The organism is Haloterrigena gelatinilytica (genome assembly GCF_013342145.1).
Taxonomy (GTDB): domain Archaea; phylum Halobacteriota; class Halobacteria; order Halobacteriales; family Natrialbaceae; genus Haloterrigena; species Haloterrigena gelatinilytica.
In genome coordinates, this window is record NZ_JABUQZ010000001.1 from 1,986,153 (window position 1) to 2,006,880 (window position 20,728).

The following is a 20,728-nucleotide window of genomic DNA, read 5'->3' on the forward strand; positions in this document are numbered from 1 at the left end:
GAACCCGTCAGTCGGACTCGAGGGCGGACCGTTCGGGCTCGGCCGACTCGGCCGGCGCCTCGAGGAGTTCGCGCTCGGTTCCGGAGAGTTCGAGAACGAACTCGGAATCGAACGCCGAGGAGGGCGTCTGAAAGCCGGCCGGCAGGCGACCGCGGCCGCTCCGGCCCCGCTCGCTCCCGTCGATGACGCGTTCGGCGGCGCTCACCGCGGCCTCGGCCGTCAGCGCGTAGGGGTTCGGGGTCCGGAGCCTGGCGCGGGCGCGACGCCCGGTCGTCTCGTCGACGGCCTCGCCCCAGACGGTCGCGGCGCCGGCCGAGCGGGCCGCGGCGTCCGGACCGTCGATTCGAGCGTCGACGAGGCGCTCGAGCGCGGCTTCGACCGGCCGGCGCTCGAGCAGCCAGCCCAGCGAATCGACGGCCGAGAGCGCGCGGGTCGCCCACGACGGCGCGGCCGCGTAGACTTCGATCGAGTCGATGCCCGTACTGTGGGCGGCGGTGACGACGTCGCCCCACGGAATCGTGACGGCGTGTTCGGGGCCGTCGCCGAAGTCGATCTCGCGGCTCCGGTAGGCGATCGGGACCTTGATGAGTCGGCCGTTGCGCCGGACGACGCCGTCGTCGCCGAGGTGTTCGACGAGCGTCCGGACTGTGCCACGAGAGAGCCCGCCGCCGCCCTTGATCCCCAGCGAGAGGGCGGTCGCCTCCGGCAGCTGTGCGTGGAGAAACGACGCCAAGCAGTCGGTGGGAACGACGTCGAAGCCGACGCCGGGTAGGATCGTGATTCCCGCCGCCCGGGCCGCCTCGTCTCGGCGACGGAGCCGTTCGAACGCCTGGAACTCGCCGCTGATGTCGAGATAGTGGGTGTCGGTCTCGAGACAGGCGTCGACGAGGGGATCGACCGTGTTCACGAACGGTCCGGCGCAGTTCAACACGGCGTCGAACGACCGGAGGTGGGCGGCGACGTCCGCGGCGTCGCTCAGGTCGAAGGTTCGCCCTTCGACGCCGAGTTCGTCCGCCTGCCGAGAGACGGCGCGACCGTTGCGGCCGGCGACGACCGGGGACCCTCCTCGAGAGACGGCTTCGCGGGCGATCAGTCGGCCGGTGTAGCCGTAGGAGCCGTAGATGAGAAGGGAGTCCATAGCCGTCGTTTGGCACTCGGGATGTTAAATCTGCGTCAGACGTTCGCGCGATCGAAACGTTCACGACGGCGGACCCGTAACCGAGCGGGCGATGGACGCGTCCCAACGGATCACTGCGCTCGAGGACGTGCCGACGGATTCGACGGTGCTCTTCCGGGTGACCGACGGCTCCGACGGCGAGCGGGAGGCGATTCTCGTGGCCACCGAGAACGGCGACGACGGAACCGACGGCGAGTCCGAGGAAGACCGACTCGCCTGCTGGCTGAACTACTGCCAGCATCTCACCCACATCAAGATCGACAAGGGGTCGGGCGCCCCGATGCGAAACGGGGAACTCGTCTGTGCCAACCACGGCGCCTACTTCGACGCCGACTCCGGGGTGTGTACGTACGGCCCCTGCGAGGGCGCTTACCTCACCGATCTCGAGGTGACGGTCGACGACGGCGACGTCTACCTGACCGACGACGACTACGAGTACGTCGGCGCGGGACCGGTCGACGACGACGACGATCTCTCCTCGAGTTCTAACGTCAAAATATAGGATTGCTCGTCTCTCTCCGGGGATCCTCGGGTACAGCGGCGGCTACTCGAGGCCGATCGGGACGACGAGGTCGCGCTCCTGGTCGTACTCGAGCAGGCCGGCGTCGACCAGTCGCGGCAGGTGGTCGTGATACAGCGAGAGATAAATCTCGTGGACGCGCTCGGCGGAGATGTTCGGAACCTGGCAGCCGGTTTCCCGGACGGCGACCTCCTCGGCGGCGTCGGGCAGCGTCAGCGACTCGCCGTAGGTGCGCATCACCGACAGCAGCAGTCGGCGGCGCTGGGCGGCCAGTAGTCCGAACGCGTCGTCGACCGTCTCGGCTGACGCGTCACAGCCCTCGAGTTCGTCGAGGACTGCCAGCACGAAGTCGACACAGTCGGACTCGGAGTTGGGTGTGGCAGTCATTCGTAGCCTCCATGGCCTCTCGAAACGGACGGACGCCTGCATCGGAGAGACGAGAACGGTCGCAGGCGCCGATGGACAGCGGATCGACCGTCCGTTCGCTCGAGGGTGTGTACCGATTTCTCGGGAGCACAGTAAATATTAGTATCGAATCCGATCTAGACGCCCCGTCTGGGATGACTCTCGCCGCCTCGAGACTGTCTCGATCACTCGATCGTCAGGGTCGGTTCGGTGACCGATTCGCTCTTGCAGCCGGGACACCGCGAGGGGAGGTTCAGGAGGTCGTCGAAGTCGTCGAAGCCGCAGTCCCGACACGTCGGCGGTGCGACGAGTAGCTGTTCGTCCGCGTCGTTCCCGCCGATCGATCGGGAGACGTGTTCGGCGTGGCGAACCACCGATTCCGGCGTCAGATCGAGCCGGACCGCGAGTTCGCTGGGCGTTGCGGGATCGTCTCGGAGAGCGTCGGCGAGTCGCTGTCGCGTCGTTTCGTCGGCCTCGCGCATACGTCCGAAAAACGGCCGTCCGACCGTTAGCCTGTCGGTCGCCGACCACGAACGACGGCCGCGTTCGACGCCGGAATCCGACGACGGCGAGGCGATCGCTGAAAGGGCAAATCACTTATCACAGGCAGATGAATGACGAGCCATGAAAGCCGTGGTCCTCGCCGGCGGGTACGCGACTCGAATGTGGCCGATCACGAAACATCGACCCAAGATGTTCCTCCCGATCGGTGACTCCACTGTCATCGATCGCATCTTCGCCGAACTCGAGGCTGACGACCGGATCGACGAGGTCTTCGTCAGCACCAACGAGCGGTTCGCCCCCGATTTCGAAGCCCATCTCGCCGACAGCGAGTTCGAGAAGCCGCGGCTGTCGGTCGAGGACACGACCGAGGAAGACGACAAGTTCGGCGTCGTCGGCGCGCTCGCGCAGCTGATCGACCGCGAGAACGTCGACGACGATCTGCTGGTCATCGCCGGCGACAACCTGATCAGCTTCGACGTCGCGGACTTCGTGGACTACTTCGAGGACCACAGTGCGCCGACGCTGGCCGCCTACGACGTCGGCTCTCGCGAGAAGGCCAAATCCTACGGCCTGGTCGAACTCGAGGACGAGCGCGTCGTCGACTTCCAGGAGAAACCCGACGATCCCAACAGCACGCTCGTCTCGATCGCCTGTTACGCGTTCCCGCAGGACTCGCTGTCCCTGTTTCCCACGTACCTCGAGGAGGGGAACAACCCCGACGAGCCGGGCTGGTTCATCCAGTGGCTCCAGAACCGGGAGGCGACCTACGCCTACACCTTCGACGGCGCCTGGTTCGACATCGGCACCCCAGAGAGCTACCTCGACGCCGTCGGCTGGCACCTCGACGGCGACTCGCTTGTCGCCGACTCGGCGACCCTCGAGGACGCCTCGATCGGTGACAACGTCCACGTCATGGGCGACGTCACCCTCGAGAACACCGATCTCGACCACGCCGTGATCTTCCCCGACGCGACGGTCCGGGACGCCGACATCCGTCGCTCGATCATCGACGAGGGTACCCACCTCGAGGACTTGGATCTCGCGGGCGCGCTCATCGGCGCCCACACGACGATTACGAACCACCCCGGAGAGTAACCGACGCGCCGACCGCCCGAACGGCGAACCGGTCGCCGGATAGGTGGTCCCGGACGACCGCACCTCGTTTTCGGAGTGAACTGGTCGATACAGCTATCAGTCTCCCGTGTGACGTGTGTCGACGAAGCGTATGTCACGGACGGTTCAGTCGGTTCTCGACCGGTACGCCGAGGGCGTTCCCGACGAGCGACTCGCAGCCGCCTTCCGCGAGCGCCGCCGCTGGACCGGCGACGATCCGCGGCTATTGCTCGCGGAGGCGGCCGCGTCGACGACCGGCCAGCGCTTTCTCGCCGGCGTCAAACCGACCGTCGAGCGGTTCCGCGAGGCGTTCGTCGCGACCGGCCGAATCGAGTCGCTGGCCGACCTCGCCGCCGTCGATCCCGAGGACGACGCCCTCGTCGCGGCCGTCGGTGCCCAGCGCAAGCGACGCGTTCTGCTCGAAGCCGCGGCCGCGCTCGCGACTCGGCCGGCGGCCGACGATCGCTCGGCGTTGATCGGCTGGGCGGAAACGGCGGACCACTACCGCTACGACGAGGACCCGATCGGTTCGATCGCCGGCGTCGGTCCCGCAACCTTCCAGTACCTGCGCCAGCTCGCGGGCGTCGAGACGATCCGGGCGGATCCGACCGTCGTCCGGTTGATCGACGCCGTCGCCGACGACCTCGAGTCGTCGCCGCTGGACACCGCGAGCGATCTCCGGACGATCGCGTCCGGCGAGTGGCTGGCCCTCGAGTCGTCGTACTCCGCGCTCGAGATCGACCGAATCGCGTGGTGGACGGCTACGGACGCCGACGAGCGCGCGGCCGTCCTCGAGGTCCACGGCTCGCCGGCCATCGCTGTGACCGACTGCGAATAGACGGGCTCGAGCGACGGCTAACCGTCTCGGACCGGACGAACACTACCGGGCGAATAGGAATCGGAATAGGAATAGAACGGTATCGCGACGATTCACACAGAGAATTCCTCCCCTCGAGTTCGGACTGGATCGGACCGAGCGCGTTAGCTGCCGGTGTTCAGATACTCGTCGGTCGACATCTCAAACACGATCGTCACGAGTCGACCGTCCCGAGAGATGTCGTCCAGCTCGACGTCCGCCGACTGATACTGCGATTCGATTTCGTCGAGGTCGACCCCGGCTTCGCTCTTGTACAGATCGCGTTGCTCGATGGTCGTCCCCGTGCTCTCGACCGTTGCCGTCTCGCGTCTCGCGACGACCGCGTCGTCGGACGCGCTTTCGGCGAACGACTCGCTCTGTACGTGGACGAACTCCATGTCGCCGTCGGCGTCCCCGTCGGAGAGCTGCGCGAAGAGATCGCTCTCGTCGGCGAGTCGAGCCGCGTCCCCGGCGTTGGTATCGATCAAGAGTTCGATCTCCTCGCGGGCGTCGAACGACTGGTAAGCGCTCGGCTCCGATCTGATGAGATACTCCCCGTCGGTCGCGACGGTGACGGACGACTCCTCCTCGTCGTAGAGGTCGAATCCCGCGTAGCCCTCCGCCTCGGACACCGACATTTCGTCGATGATCGCCCCGGGATCGAACGATCCGGTGAGAATCTCGGCGTTACCCGCGTTGACGACGGCGTCGATATTCTCGGCTTCGAGGCTCTCGTCGTAGCGCTCCGTCAGGTCCGAACGGAACTCCTCCGCGTACGACGGCTCCGCCTCGAGGAGCGCGTTGAGATCCATCTCCACGGCGACGATCGAGTCCCGGGACAATTCGCTGGGATCGTAGGTCCAATCGGTGTACTCGAGGACGTCGGTCTCGGTCTCGGTCTCACCGTCGGTTTCCGCTTCGTCGTCTTCGTCCCCGTTCTCTCCGTCCGTACTGGTTTCGTCGCTACAGCCGGCGAGCGCAGCCAGCAGCCCGACGCTCGTCCCCCCGGCCGTCGCTCGAAGCACCGCTCGTCTCGATTGCATTCTATTCGTGAAAGTCAGTAAAACTATAAAATTGTTCTGGCAGTGAGCTACCGCGTGACCAGACGCCCGTATCGCCGTCCTCGTGGTTGGAGCGGCGGTTTAGCTACACGAAAAGTGCTAGGATATCTGACGGCAGTGCCGTCTCCGCACTTCTCTGCCGTGCCGATGCATCCTCTCCGACGGGCGGCCAGTCCCCAGGTGAGTCCGTGGCGGCGACTCAGGCCGTCAACGTCCGGACGTTCTCGAGCCCGTTCTCGGCCTCGGCTTTCGTCTGCTCGAGCGGGGCGACGACCTCGTCGGGCAGATCCATCCGATCGGCCAGCGTCAGCAGCGTCTCGAGTTTCGTGATCTCGAGGCGCTCGATCCCGCGGCCGAGTTCCGTCTCGACGAGATCGCCGAGGTGCGGGTCTTCGACGTCCCGAACGATCTCCTCGCGGTCCTCGCGCAGCCCCGCCAGCGAGGAGCTCTCGAGCGCGCCGGGCTCTTCCTGTACGGCGTCGAACAGCGTTTCGAGCCGCCCGATCTGCTCGGACGTGGTCTCGCTGTGGGCCATGTAGTACTCCTCGAGGTCCTCGTCGGTCGCCGCCTCGGCCAGCTCCGACTGGAGGTCCTCGAGTTCCCGTTCGATCTGGTACAGTTCGCGCAGTTCGCGGACGAACAGGTCGCGCTGGGATTCGATCATGCCGTCAGCGACGTCACCGACGAGACGCAAAGAAATTCGCCCGTCAGGTGAAACCCGTGGGACTCACTCCGCGTCCGGGTCGGCCGTCGGTTCCGTCCCCGCCGCGCCCGCGGAAGCCGAAAGGCGGCCTGGGAGTCCCAGATCGGCGCCATGTCCGTGCGTGCGTCGCGGTAGGCGACATACAGCTCGTCGTACGTCCCGACGGTCGACGAGCGCGGCGCGTACCGGGTTCGATCGCCCGCGAGCGCGTCGGTCGCGGCCTCGAGGTCCGGGTACGCGCCCACGCCGACGGCGGCGAACGCCGCGGCGCCCGTCGCCCCCGGTTCGTCGTTCGTCGGGACGACGATTTCGGTCCCCGTGCAGTCGGCGACGAGCTGGCAGAGCAGCGACGATCGAGTGCCGCCCCCGCTCAGGGCGATCCGGTCGGGGTCGGCGGGGAGGTGGTCCACGCAGTCCCGCAGGGCCAGCGCTAACCCCTCGTAGGCGCTCCGAACGAGGTGGGCGGTCCCGTGAGCCGGCGAGAGGCCGAGGAACCCCGCCCGGGCGTCGGGATCGGTGAACGGTCCGCGCTCGCCGGTCTCGCTCAGATACGGCAGGTAGAGCAGCCCGTCGCTGCCCGCCGGGGCCGATCGAGCCAGCTCCTCGAGGTCGTCGAACGACGCGCCGTCGGCGATCTCCGATCGGACCCACTCGAGGGTCCGCGTGCCGGCGTTCGAGCCGATCGCGGTGGTCCACCGGTCGTCGATTCCCAGCGCCATCCCGATGGCCGTCGGCTCCGCGCCGGGGCCGTCGCCGATCACCTGCGTGAACAGCGAGGTGCCGATCGAGGCGGCGCCGTCGCCCGGCCGGACGGCGCCGCTGCCGACCGCCGACGCGGCGACGTCGATAGCCCCGGCGACGACCGGCGTCCCGGCGGGCAGTCCGGTTTCGTCGGCGGCCGTCTCCGTGACCGTCCCGACGACGTCCGTCAGCGCGCGGAGCTCCGGGAGCAGCGACGCCCGTTCCGGGAGCCCGACGGCCTCGAAGACGGCCGGCTCGAACGCGGTCGTCTCGCGGTCGAGCAACGGCACCGTCGCCTCGGTGGTGTCGGTGCCGCGCTCGCCGGTCAGCGAGTACGCGAGCCAGTCCGTACAGGAAAACGCCGTCGTCGCCCGCTCGAGGGCCGCGGGCTCCTCGTCGGCCAGCCACCGCAACAGCGGCAGACTCATGCCCGGATACGGCCGCGAGCCGCAGGTCTCGGCCAGCGTCTCGAGGGTGCCGTCGCGCGCCCAGTCCTCGACGATCGGGGCCGCGCGGCTGTCCGACCAGAGGACGGCGTTCCGGACGGGCTCGCCGTCGGCGTCGATCAGCCAGCAGCCGTCGCCCTGCCCCGTGAGGCCGACGGCCTCGATCTCCGCGTCGTCCTCGCGGGCCTCGAGTTCGTCCACCGCCGTCCGGATCGTCTCGGCCGTCACCGACCACACCGCGTCCATCTCCTGTTCGGCCCGGCCGGGTTCCGGAGTGACGACCGACTGGGACGCCGACGCCGTCGCTACCGCATTCCCCTCGCGGTCGTACGCGACGACCTTGACGTTCCGCGTGCCCGCGTCGATACCGAGGAAGACGTTCATCGGTGGAACCAGTCGGTCAGACACTCTTGAAACCTCCCCTCGAACGCCGCCGCTCACGACGGGTCGCTACTCGAGTCGGGCGTCCGTAATCCGCAATCGCCCGCGAGTCCCGTCCCACTCGTTCTCGTACTCGAGGTCGATCCGCCGATCCATGTGTGGTCCATCGACGACCAGCGTCTCAGAACCACCTTTTTTCGCTCGGGTTCGTCGCTTCGCTCCTCACCGCTCGCGAAAAAATCTGGACCAAAAAGCCGCTCACTCGCTTCGCTCGCTCACGGGCGCTACACGCCCGTTCGCGTTCTCGCGGTTCTCGGCCGTCGACCACCGAACCGCGCATCGCTCGCGGTACTTACGCTAGCTCTGCATCCGTAATCCGCAGCCGTCCGCGCGTTCCCTCCCACTCTTTCTCGTACTCGAGGTCGATCCGCCGATCCATGTGCGGTCCATCGACGACCAGCGTCTCGAACTCGCCGCCCTCCCCGAGGACGTGGACGCCGTACTCCTCGTTGAGCGCCTCGAGTTCCTCGAGCGCCGCATAATCGAGCGTCCGGCCGAGCCACGACTCGTCGAGCCCGTGGGCGGCGACCTGGATGATCGCGATCTCGAAGCCGGCCTCGAGCATCGCGTCGGCGAGCTCCCGGGGGTCTTCCTGCCAGAGCGGGGCGAACAGCTCACAGCCCAGCCGGTCGCACATCCCCTGAATGCGGCTGGTCTGGTACTCGCTCTCGACGGCGCCCGCGGTGACGCCGGCGATGCCGCCCTCGAGGTCCGCGTCGAGGTCGGTCACGGCGGCCTCGAGCGGCTCGAGCTCGTCGTCACCCTGCGCGCCGGAGTCCGCGGCGGCGGCGGCCTCGAAGTCGTCGGGTTCGACGTCGACCAGCGGAATGCCGATGCTCTCGGCGGCCAGGGCCGCCAGTTCGGTCGCGGGCACGTGATACATGTACGAGTCGCCCGTCGGGTGGACCGTCACGAGGTGGGAGACGTCGCGTCCCGTCTCGAGGGCCCGGTACAGCGCCCACGAGGAGTCCTTGCCACCCGAGAAGAGGCTCACCCACGTCCCGTCTGCGTCGCTCATGGGAGACCCGTTGCGCCAGAGGAGTATATGGGTGACGAGTCCGGCCGCCGACGGCTCACTCGGCCGAATCGGCGTCGGTACTCGAGGTCGAATCGGACGCCGACTCCGATCCCGATCGGGGCGCCGCACCACGATCGGTGTCGGCGGCGTCCGTCGGGGACGTCGGCGGCCCGCCGTCGGTGCGTTCGGACGTCGATTCGGCGCTCGCGGACGGCTCCGACACCGTCTCGCCCGTCGGTAGGGCCTCGGGGCCGCCGTCGGCGAGTTCGCCTTCCTCTCGACTGGTGCTGAAGTACGACGCGAGGTGCGCGCCGACGAGACTGACCACGATCCCGCTCACGACGAACAGCGCGAGCCGTTCGCCGGCCGACACCGCGAACTGTTCGTTCGAGATGACGCCGAACTCGTAGGCCGGTACCACGAACGGATCGATCACGCGCTGTTGCTCGAGGAAGTACGCCGAGAACCCCCGGACGACCAGCCCGACCGCGATAACGATAAAGGGCAGGTTGAGGTACGAACTGCGGATCGGCCCGTCACCGATGGCCTCGTCGAGCAGGCGGCCGGCGCTCGCCGTCAGCGCGGCCATCGCGAGCCAGGGGACGCTGTCGAAGGCGAACTGCATCGCCGGCACCACGACGCCGGGGGTGTCCTCGAGCGTCGAGACGCCTAACGCGCCGGCGAAGACGCCCACGAGGGTCAGCCCCGCGGCGACGACGTAGGTGACGACCGAGACCTGGCCGGAGTACAGCGATTCGCGCACCTGGTGGGCGACTCTCGTCACCCGCTCGTCGATATTGAATCCCTTGTAGAGCAGGAAGACGCCGATGACGGTCGTGATCGCGGCGGCGCCCTCCGCGGGACCGACGAAACTCGCGAGCATCGGGAAGACCAGCAGCGTCAGCCCGATCGGCACGAGGACGGTCTGGCGCAGTTCCTCGTCGGCGAGGAACTGCTTGAGCAGGTAGTAGGTCGACTCGATGTCTCGGGCCTGACGGACGACGACGCGGTCGACCGAATCGACCCGGACGCGGCTCTCGACGATCGGCACCAGTCGCTCGTCCTCCGCGCTGTCGATGACGACGACCGCGGAGTCGGGATCGTACTCGGCGACGAGCTCGTCCAGTTGCGTCGCGACGGCTCTGTCCGCCGAGACCATCGACTCCCGGTCGCCCGAGACGACCGCGACGACGACCTCCTCGTTCTCGTCGCGGAGGTTCTGGGCGACGCGCAACGTCTCGAGCAGGGAGTTGACCCCCGAATCCTCCGGATCCGCCAGTCCGACGTCGGTCACGAGCGCGCGGACCGCCTCCCAGCCCACGACTGGAGAGCGCAGTCCGGTCTTGCGACCGACGTCGTCGGTCCGGTCGAGACAGACGACCAGCGTTGTCACGGTAGGCGATGCATTCCGTGTGACGATAAAACCACTTACTCGTTCGACGCGATCGAGGCGCCGAGCGATCGACGAGAACGGCCCGCGCGCGTTCGATCAGGTCCGCAGGCGGAACTCCCGGTCCTCGGCGAGACCCGAGATACCGGCCCCGAAGGCGTAGGCTACTCGCTGTGCGCCGGTGCCGATGCGGGCCATCAGCGGCCGTTCGGGTTCGAACTCCTCGACGCTGATCTCGTCGCGCTCGAGGCGGTCGGCCAGTTCGTCCTCGATCTCCCGGCGGGTGCCGAGGCGATCGACGAGCTCCAGGTCGTGGGCCTGCTCGCCGAGGTAGATCCGCGCCTCGGTGTCGCGGACGAACTCCGTGTCGAGGTCGCGGCCGTCGCTGACTCGCTCGACGAACGTGTCGTAGTAGTCGTCGATCAGCCCCTGCAGATACGCGCGTTCGTCCTCGTCCATCTCTTTCAGCGGAGTGCCGGCGTCCTTGTAGTCGCCGGCGGCGAACCGCTCGTAGGAGAGGCCGACCTTCTCGGCGAGGTCGCTGGCGTTGACCCGGGAGCCGATGACGCCGATCGAGCCGACGATCGAGCCCTCGCGGGCCCAGAGTTCGTCGCAGCCGCTGGCGATCCAGTAGCCGCCGCTGGCGCAGACGTCGGTCGCGTAGGCGATCGTCGGCCCGTCGAACCGCTCGGCCGCCAGCCGGATGTCGTCGCTGGGGACGACCTCGCCGCCGGGCGTGTTCAGCTTCAACAGGAGGGCGTCGACGCTGTCGTCCTCGTCGGCCCGGTCGATCTGGTCGACGATGTCGTCGGCCGGCGTCCCCCGCGGACTCGAGGGGAGCGACCCGCCGCCGCCGTCGCGCGTGATGGGTCCTTCGACGGCGACCTCGGCGACGTCGTAGTCGGGGTACAGCGACGCGGCGATATTGCTCGAGAAGCGAACGCCGAGCGCCGCGACCGCGAGCGCGACGAGCACGCCGAGTAGCTCCGCCAGCGAGTCCGGATAGACGACGAACAGCGCGAACCCGGCCGCGGCGAAGGCGGCGACGCCGACGACGACGATCAGCAGTCGATCGATCCGTTCGCTACCGATCACAGCGGACACCTCGTCTCATACGATCATCTCCGTACGGTACCCGGTAAGCGTTGGCGGTTCCGGCGACCTGTCAGCCCGCGGTCCCGCGGGGCCGCGGGCGACGCGCCGATTCAGTCGTCGAGTCCCTGGGACGTCTGCGACGGCGACGCCCCGTGCGAACGCGTCGATTGTGGCGGTACGTCCGTCGGATCGCGGTCGTCGGCCTCGCTCGAGTCGTCGGCTGACTCCGACGCTGATCGACTCTCGCGGTAGGCTTCGACCAGGTTGATGCCGTCCCGGACGAACGGCATGGGATCGTCGGCCACCGCGTAGTCGAACCGCGGCTGACTGACGAGCGACGTCGCGACGTCGCGCACCGCGCCCGCGAGCGACGGGCGTTCGACCATCGGGTACTCCTTGGTCGCCACGCTGTGGAGGTAGCTGAGCTCCCCCCGGAGCAGGTGGCCGCCGATGCCGACCTCGTAGGTGTCGTCGGACGCGACCGGTTCGCCGATCGCCTGCTTCCAGTAGTAGTGGGGGAAGTCCGCGCCCGCGCGGACGGAAAACGGGAGCGACGACCAGAAGCGCGGGTTGATCTCCATGAGCTTGTACTCCTCGTCGACGGGGTCCCGGAGGAACTCGACCATCGCGAGGCCGTGCCACTCGAGTTCGTCCAGCAGCGCCCGGCCGGCCGCCTCGAGGTCCGGATCGTACACCGACTCGCGGTAGGCGCTGGGGCCGCCGCAGTACTCCCAGCCGCGGCGCTGGCAGTGCTGGAAGGTGGCGACCGGGTCGCCGCGGTCGTAGAGGGCGAAGAAGCCGAATTCGCGGGAGTCGGGGATCCGCTCCTGGACCAGCGGGACGTGCCCGCGGCGCTCGACGACGGTCTGGAGGTCCGGCGGCGTCCCCGGCTGCTGGTACTCCGTCGAGCCGATCTCGATCTCGTCGGCGCCCGGATCGAGATAGGCGGGCGCGGCGACCGTGTATCGGGGCTTTACGATCGTTTCCTGGTCCCAGTCGGTCCACTGGTCTAACAGCGCGGTCTCCGGGACCGCCACGTCGGCCGCGTCGGCGGCGGCGAAGAGTTCGACGCGGTCCTGAACCCGTCGGAGCGTTTCGAAATCGGGCCAGTTCGTGTCGATCACGTCGGCGAACGCCGCCTTGCGATCGGCGAGGACGTAGACGTCCTCCTCGCGGACCGGGATGATCGTTCGGACGTCCGACCGCTCGGCGACCGCGAGCAACGCGTCGCCGTAGGCGGACAGATCGTCGGCCGGATCCGGCAGCTCGACGAACTCGTCGCAGTACGTCGATCGGGACGCCGGCGTCGTCGACGACTCGGAGCCGACGATCGTACGGATGCCGCGCGGTCGCAGCGAACGGAGACAGGCGACGGTACTCGGTGCATCGATGCCGGGTATCAGGACGCCCGCATCGTCGTCGTGTCGATCCATGCTCGAAGCACTGTTATCAACTGTCATCGGTATAGGCTCACTAACTCGAATCGGGGTCTGCTATCGGTCGATCGATTCCACGGGTGCACTAGTAGGGACCGTATACCCGCCGTTCGCGGTCGGTCTCGACGGATCGACCCGGGCGCGACTGCGGGGACGTTACCGGCTTGCGGGCGGACGCAGCGACGGTTTCGACGACGGCGTCGAGACTCGTATAGCTTCGCTCGGAACGATCACCGTCGGCGACGACCGTTCGGCCATCGACGACCGTCGCTCCCGTATCGTCTCGCCACCCGTCTTCCGTTCCGTGGGGATCGAGTCCGCTACCGAACTCGGCGGCGGTACCGCGGCCGGTCGGTCGCTCGGCTACTCGATTCGTGTCCGTATCCATTACGCGCTCGTCTACATCCGACCCCGGCCGGCACTAAAATAGCTCACCCTGCTTACACGCCGTGAGAATTTTCTGCCGGCCGAAGTGAACGGCCAGCGCGCGGTCGTTCTCGAGAGCGCGCGCTGGCCGGACTCCCGTCTCGAGGCGCCGGCGTCGAAAACGCAGCAAAGAGAGAAAACCGAACCGCCGGTAGACGAGACCGATCTAGAGCAGACCGGTCTTCTGGAGCTTCATCAGGTCCTCGGTGTCGAGGGTCTCGCCCTCCTTGAACTTCTGATAGATCTCCTCGGCCTCTTCCTTGGCCTCCTCTTTCTTCTTGTCGCGCTCGGACTTGCGCTCCTCCTCTTCCTTCTTGTCCAGCTCGCGCAGGCGCTTCTGGACGCGGACGAAGTCCTCGTGGTGCTGGTCGGCGGCCTCCTGGGCCTCGACGAACTTCTCGTGCATCTCGTCGGCCTCGTCGCGGATGTCGTCGGCCTCCCGATAGGCCTCGATCATCTGGTTGTGGTGTTCCTGGGCCTTGTCCGCGAGCTCGGTCACCTTCTGGTGGTGCTGGGAGGCTTCCGATCGCACTTCCTCGGCTTCCTCGACGAGCTCCTCGAGATCCTCGTTCTGCTCGAGTTTCTCCTTGCGGGACTCGTACTCCTCGCGCTTGGACTCGATCTTCTCGATGAGCTCCTTCTCCTCCTCGCTCGAGAGGACTTCGGTCTGTTGCTTAAACTCGAGTTCCTCGATCTCCTCCTCGAGGTCCTCTAAGTCCTTGCCCTCGTCGAGCTCCATGTCGGACTTGAGCTTCTCGACCTTGTCGAACAGCTCGTTGGCCTCGGCGTTGAGCTCGTTGCGCTTTTCCTTGTGCTCTTGGACCTGCTCGTTGAGCTCGTCGCGTTTCTCGCGGTGCTCCTGAGCTTCGTCGACCTTCTCGCGTGTCTTCGCGTTGAGGTCGTCGCGCTTGGACGCCCGCTCGGACGCCATCTGGTTCAGCTCGTTTCGCCGATCCCGCAGTTGACCGGCCATCTTGATGAGCTGCCCTTTCGATTTGTTTTCGAGGTCGTCCTCCGTCAGTTCGATGTTCTTTGATTCGTCTACCATGTATTATTCAAGCCTCTGTGCCATACCCGCACCGGGGATGTTCGCCCGTTTCACAGACGGGACACCCGTCGGTCTGACGGGTACCGTCGAACGGAAACGAGCGGCTGTACACAGCATCTGCTCACGATCTGCGAAACCTCGGTGAATAAGATTTCCTGTCATCGATCGTCGAGCGATACGCGCCCCGGTGGCGTTCTGGTAGCCGTACCTATTGGTGCCTTCAATTTAAACCTACCGGTCCACAACCCCCTGAAAACCGTTGGCAGGGCCTCCCTCTTACTGTGATGGACTGTGTCATGGGTTCCGAGAGTGCTTATAAATGACACCGCTCGCTATCCCTCGTTTCGCTGAGTGGTCGGCTGGTCAACCGGCGACGTCTCCGGATAGTCGGCACTTGTCAACCAGTTTCGGATCCGGGGCAAAACGCTCCTCGCTCGAGTCCGTCGGAAACCGCGGCTAGAAGAGATCCTCGAGTCGATCGTCGGCGAACTGTTCGGCCGGATCGGTCTGCTCCTCCTCGCGTTCCTGGGCCTTCTCGGCCTCGCGTGCGCGCTCCATGAATTCTTGAATGCGATCGGACCGCTCCGCCCCGCCCAGCAGGACGAGCGCGCCCAATCGGTCGCTCTCGAGCGGGAAGTCCCCGCCGCGGACCTGCATGCTGCCGGTCTCGTCCTCGAGCCAGCGGCGGGCCCGTTCGACGCCCTTGCGCGGGATGCGGTCTGGTTCGCCGGCGATGACCAGCAGCGCCGAGTCGGCGGTCGTCGCGTCCGGGAGGCTGGTGCCCGTCAGCAGCGCCTGCCGCGAGACGCTCATGGCCGTGTTGACGTTCTCGGCGCTGTCCTCGCTGGCGGCTTCGGTGGCGTACCCCAGCGCGGCGATCCCGCCCGCGCGAAGCGTGTTGATGACTTCGCTCGAGTCGACGACGCTTTCGCCGACGCCCTCGACGGCCTCGCCGGAGGCGAAGAGCAGGCCGACCCGCTTTGCGATCCGCTCGTTGATCGTCTCGAAGGCCCCCTCGACGCTCTCGCCCTGTTCGTGCCAGGCGTCGTTGTCGACCAGCAGCGTCGCGTCGGCCTCGCGGACGATCGTCTTCAGCGACCGACCCGCGTTGGCCTGGTAGAGCGCGCCCTCGTTGCGCCCCGGGAGGACCCCGAGCGCGTAGACGGGGATGTCGTAGATCTGCTGGAGGTGGTGGACGACGACCGGCGCGCCGCCGCTGCCGGTGCCGCCGCCGAGGCCGGCGACGACGAAGATCCCCTCCGCTTTGGAGGTGACGCGGCCGTCGAGCGCGTTCATCACCTGCTGGATGTCCGCCTGCATGATCTCGGTCCCGAGTTCGTTATCGCCGCCGACGCCGTGGCCGTTGACGCGGTCGGCGCCGATCAACTGCGTGTCGACGTACTCGAGGGACCGGAGGTCCGGTTCGGCGGAGTTGACGGCCAGCGCGCCCTGAACGGCTCCGAAGCCCATCTCCGCGTCGAAGCGGGCGAGCCGTTCAGTGACCTTGCCACCGGCCTGACCAACACCGATCAGGGCAACTTTCATATCACGCTCATGTAAGTATGCCCAGTTGAACGTTCCGGTGGACAATTGCAGCGAACGCGGTGGTTCGAGCCGACAGCCATCGACGGGCCGCCGGCGGGTTCGATAATAATACCTTTCAACGCGATGCCCGTTCTTCCGGGCATGTTCTACGAGCAACGGATGAACGCCCCGGACTCGCCCGCCGACCTCCGCGCCGAGTACGAGGACGACCTCCGGGCGGTCGTCACCCAGCACGGCGTCGACGCCGTCGCCGACCGAACCGACGTCGACCGCGAGACCGCCGACGCGCTCCTCGAGGGGGACTCGCCCGATCTCACGCTCCTCGAGGCGGCCCAGATCCAGGCGCTCGCGGACGGCGAGCCCGAGCCCGACGAGATGGTCGAGATCGCCTGCGACCACCTCCTGTTGGGGATGACGACGGCCGTCCTCGACGTCGACGCCGTCGAGAGCGAGCTCGCGATCGACATGGACGCGAAGGAGATCCAGCAGAAGATCGAGCGCCGCGCGCCGATGTCCTTCGAGGAGTTCGTCCACGTCCAGTACGTGATCGCCGACGGCGCGCCCTGAGTCGGACGCGGCGATCGACGACCGTCGACGAGAAAGGAGTGGCGCGTACGCTGCACACTCCGTTTGCTGGGCCGTGAAGAATCCGATAATCGTCTCCTCGAGCAGTGATATTATGGTCTTTCACCCGCGAGTCGAGGTATGAACGTTGCAATTCTGGGCTGTGGCCACGTCGGCCTCGAGTTGGGTCGCCAGCTGACCGACCGCGGTCACGAGGCGATCGGCGTGCGCCGATCCGACGAGGGGGTTGGGGCAATCGAGGACGCCGGCTTCGAGGCCGTACAGGCGGACGTCACCGACCGCGAGGGGCTCGCGGCCGTCCCGGACGTCGACGCCGTCGTCTTCGCGGCCAGCAGCGGCGGGCGCGGCGCCGAGGCGGCCCGCGAAGTCTACGTCGAGGGACTCCGGACGGCCATCGAGCAGTTCGGTGGGCGAGAGGACTCGCCCGAGCGGCTGGTCTACACCTCGTCGACGGGCGTCCACGGCGACCACGACGGCGACTGGGTCGACGAGGAGACGCCGATCGAGCCCACGACCGAGAAGACCGAGGTGCTCGCCGAGGCCGAACGGATCGCCCGCGAGTTGCCCGTCGAGTACGGCTTCGAGGGCACCGTCGCGCGCTACGCCGGTCTCTACGGCCCCGGCCGCTACCGTCTCGAGCGCTACCTCGAGGGACCCGTCACGGAGGGGTACCTGAACATGGTCCACCGCGACGACGCCGCGGGGGCCGTCCGCTACCTGCTCGAGGCGGACCTCGCGCGCGGGGAGGTCGTCCAGGTGGTCGACGACGAACCCGCCCGCAAGTGGGCGTTCGCGGACTGGCTGGCCGAGCAGTGCGGGGTAGAGCAGCCGCCCAAACGGACGAAGGCGGAGCGGCTGGCCGACGACGACGTCTCCGAGGCCGGCGAGCGGCGCATCCTGACGAGCAAGCGCTGTGCCAACGAGAAACTGCGCGAACTGGGCTACGAGTTCGCGTATCCGACCTACCGCGAGGGGTACCGGGACGCCATCGAGGCCTACCGAGACGGCGAGCGGGGGCTCTGAGCGACTCGAGGCGTCCGACGGGAACCGAGCGGCCGGCGGTACTCCGACCGGGCGCTGAGCGGCCGGCGACGCGCCAACCGAGATCCGAGAACCGAGAACCGAGTAGCTGGCGACGCTCCGACCGAGAACTCGCCTCGAGACCCATCGATTCGGGTCGCCGAGGGGGAAATTTCTTGTCGATTCAATTTAATGGTGATGTATGATCGCTCGGAACGGCTCGACCAGCGGCGCGTTTCGCCGGTCGGGTACAGCGCTGGTCGGGCCGCTCCGCGAATTCCTCGAGTCCCTCGAGCCGCTGATGCTCTCGCTGTTCGTGGTGGCGACCGTCGCGGTCGCCGTCGGCGGCTGGTGGGTCGTCAGCTGGTTCCGGCGGCCGCCAGGCGTTCGCTTCCAGCGGCTGCTGGGGGAGTACGACCACGTCGCGGTGGTGATGCACCCGAACCCGGACCCCGACGCCATGTCCTGTGCGATGGGCGTCGCTCGGATCGCCGAGACCGTCGACACCGAGGCGACGCTGCAGTACGCCGGCGAGATCCGCCACCAGGAGAACCGGGCGTTCCGGACCGTCCTCGACCTGGACCTCGAGGCCATCGAGTCGAGTTCGCAACTGGCCGCCGACGCCGTCGTCCTCGTCGATCACAACACGCCCCGCGGGTTCGCGGGCTCCCAGACCGTCGAACCGATCGCGGTCGTCGACCACCACCCCGGCAACGGCGCGGGAACGGAGTTCACCGACGTTCGGACGGAGTACGGCGCCGCCTCGACCATCGTCGTCGAGTATCTCGACGAACTCGGCGCGTCGATGAACGGCGGGGACGGCCTCGAGGTCTCGCCGGAGCTGGCGACCGGGCTGCTCTACGGCATCCAGTCGGATACGAAGCACCTGACCAACGGCTGCTCGCGGGCGGAGTTCGACGCCTGCGCCGCGCTGTTCGACGCCATCGACGAGGACCTGCTCGATCGGGTCGCCAACCCCCAGGTCAGCGACGACGTCCTGCAGGTCAAGGCGACGGCGATCACGGAGAAACGCGTCGAGGGACCCTTCGCCGTCTGCGGCGTCGGCGAGATCTCGAACGTCGACGCGATCCCCCAGGCCGCGGACGAACTGATGCAGTTAGAGGGCGTGACGGCGGTCGTCGTCTACGGCGAGTACGACGGGACGATCCACCTCTCGGGGCGCTCCCGGGACGATCGGGTCCACATGGGCGAGACGCTCCGCCACGCCATCAGCGACATTCCGATGGCGAACGCGGGCGGCCACGCCCGGATGGGCGGCGGCCAGGTCTCGGTCGATCACATAGACGGGATCGGCCCCTCCGACGGCATCTCGAGGAACGAGTTCGAGGAGCGGCTGTTCTCGGCGATGTCGGGCGAACGGTAGTCAATAGTCGGCGAGCGTAGACTCGAGTGAGAAGGGAAACGTCACGACTCGATCGGGCTGTGACGTGCTCGAGACCGTTGGGACTCGGGCGTGAGACCGTGAAGATACTCGATGTGTGACTCGAGAATCGGTTCTTCTCGAGCGGTGTGTGGCTCCTGGCAACGGGGGTTTCCACTTCCTCCCCAGCCGATTCGTTCGCTCGGGAGGTAGTGGCGATCGATCCTCACTCGCGTTCGGATACGATCGACAGCGCACGCCACCGCACAGGTATCTCGTCAGTTCAGCGCACGGCGTGACGACGTATCCGCCGTGTGAAGTACCTCATTCGGCGGGCGCCACGTCCGATTCCTCGTTCGCCTCGAGGACGATTTCGCGGGCGTCCTCGAACAGCGCCTCGGCGCGCTCGTCGTCGCGGGCTTCGGCGGTGATGCGAACGACGGGTTCGGTGCCGCTGGGGCGGACGAGCGTCCAGCCGTCGCCGTGATCGATGCGGACGCCGTCCAAGGCGTCGATCTCGTCGTAGCGCTCGCGGACGGTCGACTCGACGGTCTCCATGACCCGTTCCTTGTCGTCGACCTCGATCGAGGTCCGGCGGATGGGGTAGGTCTCGAGGTCGTCGACCAGATTCGCGAGCGAGCCCTCGGCGGCGGCCATCGCCGCGAGTTTGGCGGCCGCCAGCGGGCCGTCGGGACAGAGCGTCTCGTCGGGCCAGATCCACGCGCCGCTGGGTTCGCCGCCGAAGACGACATCGGGTTCGGTCGCCCGCTCGGCGACGTAGACGTCGCCGACGGCGGTGCGGGTCACCGAGGCGCCGACGTCCGCGAGCGCGTCGTCGACGGCGAGGCTCGTGTCCACGGGCGCGGCGACCCGGTCGCCGGTACTGACCGCCTCGCGGGCGAACAGCGCGAGCAGGAGGTCCTTCGGGACGAATCGGCCGCGCTCGTCGACGGCCACCATCCGGTCGCCGTCGCCGTCGTGGGCCACGCCCAGATCGGCGTCGGTCGCGCCGACGAGTTCCTGGAGGTCCCCGAGCGTCTCCTCGTTGGGTTCGCTGGGCCGCCCAGGGAACCGGCCGTCCTGCTGGGCGTTCAAGGTGCGGACCGACGCGCCCAACTCGAGGAGGGCGTCGGCGGTCACGCTCCCGGCGCCGTTGCCGACGTCGACGACGACGTCCAGCCCGTCGAGGTCGTCGACGCGGTCCGCGATCGCCTCGACGTGGCGCTCGAGCAGTCCGTCGTCCCGGCTTCGGCTCCCGAGGCCGTCCCAGGCCGCGAGGTCGTACCGGTCGGTCTCGACGCGGCTCGCGATGGTCTCGCGGCGCTCGGTGTCGAAGGCCTGGCCGGAGGGCGACCAGAGTTTGATGCCGTTGTCCGTGGCCGGGTTGTGCGAGGCCGTGATCACGACGCCCGCGTCGGCCTCGAGCCAGTCGACGCCGCGGGCGACCGTCGGCGTCGGCGCGACGCCCACGTCGACGACGTCGCCGCCGCACTCGCGAACGCCGGCGGTCAGCGCGTCGACCAGAACCGTCCCGCTCTCGCGGACGTCGCGACCGACGACGACGCGTTCGTACCCCTCCGTAGCGAGCGCACGGCCGACGGACAGCGCCAGTTCGGCCGTCACCTCGTCGCCCACCGCGCCCCTGATACCGCTCGTTCCGAACATACCCGAGCGTATCACAACCGGCTATATAAAAACAGGAATCCCGACTGCCCGTGTGAGAGAAGGTGTATCGCGATCTCGCGACTCGAGGAAAACCGACGGCCGTGACGCCGACGCGACGGCCGGGGGAACGGAACGGGTGGCTTAAGTCGCTC

The 20,728-nt window shown here is 67.6% G+C and carries 20 protein-coding genes and 1 pseudogene; 7 read left to right on the forward strand and 14 right to left on the reverse strand.

Translation table 11 applies throughout. The annotated features are described in order from the left end of the window. Nucleotides 1-7 precede the first annotated feature (7 nt). Nucleotides 8-1,138, reverse strand: coding sequence for a saccharopine dehydrogenase family protein (locus HTZ84_RS10100; RefSeq protein ID WP_174680559.1), 1,131 nt, complete (start codon nt 1,136-1,138; stop codon nt 8-10). A gap of 91 nt (nt 1,139-1,229) precedes the next feature. Between HTZ84_RS10100 and HTZ84_RS10105 the strand changes: the two genes are divergently transcribed. Further along, complete coding sequence (locus HTZ84_RS10105) at nt 1,230-1,679, forward strand: Rieske (2Fe-2S) protein (RefSeq protein ID WP_174680560.1); 450 nt, start codon at nt 1,230-1,232, stop codon at nt 1,677-1,679. A gap of 42 nt (nt 1,680-1,721) precedes the next feature. On the opposite strand, the gene HTZ84_RS10110 is transcribed toward HTZ84_RS10105, so the two are convergent. Together HTZ84_RS10110 and HTZ84_RS10115 are read right to left on the reverse strand one after the other, a co-directional pair. Continuing rightward, nucleotides 1,722-2,084 (reverse strand): DUF7344 domain-containing protein, encoded by a 363-nt coding sequence (locus HTZ84_RS10110; RefSeq protein WP_008896608.1) that lies wholly within the window; start codon nt 2,082-2,084, stop codon nt 1,722-1,724. A 203-nt stretch (nt 2,085-2,287) separates the two neighbouring features. Further along, complete coding sequence (locus HTZ84_RS10115; protein WP_174680561.1) at nt 2,288-2,584, reverse strand: transcriptional regulator; 297 nt, start codon at nt 2,582-2,584, stop codon at nt 2,288-2,290. Between the two features lie 142 nt (nt 2,585-2,726). Between HTZ84_RS10115 and HTZ84_RS10120 the strand changes: the two genes are divergently transcribed. Further along, nucleotides 2,727-3,701, forward strand: a complete 975-nt coding sequence (locus tag HTZ84_RS10120) for a sugar phosphate nucleotidyltransferase (protein WP_174680562.1) — start codon at nt 2,727-2,729, stop codon at nt 3,699-3,701. 130 nt (nt 3,702-3,831) lie between these two features. After that, complete coding sequence (locus HTZ84_RS10125; protein WP_174680563.1) at nt 3,832-4,557, forward strand: hypothetical protein; 726 nt, start codon at nt 3,832-3,834, stop codon at nt 4,555-4,557. A 143-nt stretch (nt 4,558-4,700) separates the two neighbouring features. On the opposite strand, the gene HTZ84_RS10130 is transcribed toward HTZ84_RS10125, so the two are convergent. The 8 genes and pseudogenes from HTZ84_RS10130 to HTZ84_RS10160 all read right to left on the reverse strand — a co-directional run bounded on the left by HTZ84_RS10130 (nt 4,701) and on the right by HTZ84_RS10160 (nt 12,903). Continuing rightward, complete coding sequence (locus HTZ84_RS10130) at nt 4,701-5,618, reverse strand: hypothetical protein (protein ID WP_217468212.1); 918 nt, start codon at nt 5,616-5,618, stop codon at nt 4,701-4,703. Nucleotides 5,619-5,835: 217 nt separating this feature from the next. Beyond that, nucleotides 5,836-6,300, reverse strand: a complete 465-nt coding sequence (locus tag HTZ84_RS10135) for a YciE/YciF ferroxidase family protein (protein ID WP_174680564.1) — start codon at nt 6,298-6,300, stop codon at nt 5,836-5,838. Further along, entirely contained in the window at nt 6,297-7,934 is a 1,638-nt protein-coding gene (locus HTZ84_RS10140; protein ID WP_309138866.1) for an FGGY-family carbohydrate kinase, read from the reverse strand. Before HTZ84_RS10140 ends, HTZ84_RS10135 begins: the two co-directional genes overlap by 4 nt. 42 nt (nt 7,935-7,976) lie before the next feature. Beyond that, nucleotides 7,977-8,099: pseudogene (locus HTZ84_RS22830) on the reverse strand (diphthine--ammonia ligase); the annotation flags it as partial. A gap of 160 nt (nt 8,100-8,259) precedes the next feature. Further along, nucleotides 8,260-8,985: a diphthine--ammonia ligase gene (locus tag HTZ84_RS10145; protein ID WP_174680565.1), complete on the reverse strand. Its 726-nt coding sequence runs from the start codon at nt 8,983-8,985 to the stop codon at nt 8,260-8,262. Nucleotides 8,986-9,040: 55 nt separating this feature from the next. Further along, nucleotides 9,041-10,378 carry a DUF373 family protein gene (locus HTZ84_RS10150; RefSeq protein ID WP_174680566.1) on the reverse strand — a complete coding sequence of 446 codons (1,338 nt, stop codon included), beginning with the start codon at nt 10,376-10,378 and terminating at the stop codon, nt 9,041-9,043. 96 nt (nt 10,379-10,474) lie between these two features. Then, nucleotides 10,475-11,470 (reverse strand): signal peptide peptidase SppA, encoded by a 996-nt coding sequence (gene sppA / locus HTZ84_RS10155; RefSeq protein ID WP_174680567.1) that lies wholly within the window; start codon nt 11,468-11,470, stop codon nt 10,475-10,477. 110 nt (nt 11,471-11,580) lie between these two features. Beyond that, on the reverse strand, nt 11,581-12,903 hold the full coding sequence (locus tag HTZ84_RS10160; protein ID WP_174680568.1) for a carboxylate--amine ligase: 1,323 nt from the start codon (nt 12,901-12,903) through the stop codon (nt 11,581-11,583). On the opposite strand from HTZ84_RS10160, the gene HTZ84_RS10165 reads away from it, so the two are divergent. After that, nucleotides 12,902-13,336, forward strand: coding sequence for a hypothetical protein (locus HTZ84_RS10165; protein WP_174680569.1), 435 nt, complete (start codon nt 12,902-12,904; stop codon nt 13,334-13,336). The two genes, HTZ84_RS10160 and HTZ84_RS10165, sit on opposite strands and share 2 nt — an antisense overlap. Nucleotides 13,337-13,498: 162 nt before the next feature. Here the strand turns inward: HTZ84_RS10165 and HTZ84_RS10170 are convergent, their stop codons facing one another. Together HTZ84_RS10170 and HTZ84_RS10175 are read right to left on the reverse strand one after the other, a co-directional pair. Then, a complete protein-coding gene (locus tag HTZ84_RS10170) occupies nt 13,499-14,380 on the reverse strand; it encodes a coiled-coil protein (protein WP_174680570.1) in 882 nt (293 codons plus the stop codon). Between the two features lie 456 nt (nt 14,381-14,836). Next, nucleotides 14,837-15,925 (reverse strand): tubulin/FtsZ family protein, encoded by a 1,089-nt coding sequence (locus HTZ84_RS10175; RefSeq protein ID WP_174680571.1) that lies wholly within the window; start codon nt 15,923-15,925, stop codon nt 14,837-14,839. A 141-nt stretch (nt 15,926-16,066) separates the two neighbouring features. Between HTZ84_RS10175 and HTZ84_RS10180 the strand changes: the two genes are divergently transcribed. The 3 genes from HTZ84_RS10180 (at nt 16,067) to HTZ84_RS10190 (ending at nt 18,914) form a co-directional block, all read left to right on the forward strand. Then, entirely contained in the window at nt 16,067-16,492 is a 426-nt protein-coding gene (locus HTZ84_RS10180) for a DUF5791 family protein (RefSeq protein ID WP_174680572.1), read from the forward strand. A 138-nt stretch (nt 16,493-16,630) separates the two neighbouring features. Further along, entirely contained in the window at nt 16,631-17,533 is a 903-nt protein-coding gene (locus tag HTZ84_RS10185; protein ID WP_174680573.1) for an SDR family oxidoreductase, read from the forward strand. A 199-nt stretch (nt 17,534-17,732) separates the two neighbouring features. Continuing rightward, entirely contained in the window at nt 17,733-18,914 is a 1,182-nt protein-coding gene (locus tag HTZ84_RS10190; protein WP_174680574.1) for a DHH family phosphoesterase, read from the forward strand. A gap of 321 nt (nt 18,915-19,235) precedes the next feature. On the opposite strand, the gene glmM is transcribed toward HTZ84_RS10190, so the two are convergent. Then, nucleotides 19,236-20,576 (reverse strand): phosphoglucosamine mutase, encoded by a 1,341-nt coding sequence (glmM, locus tag HTZ84_RS10195; protein WP_174680575.1) that lies wholly within the window; start codon nt 20,574-20,576, stop codon nt 19,236-19,238. Nucleotides 20,577-20,728: the final 152 nt, after the last annotated feature.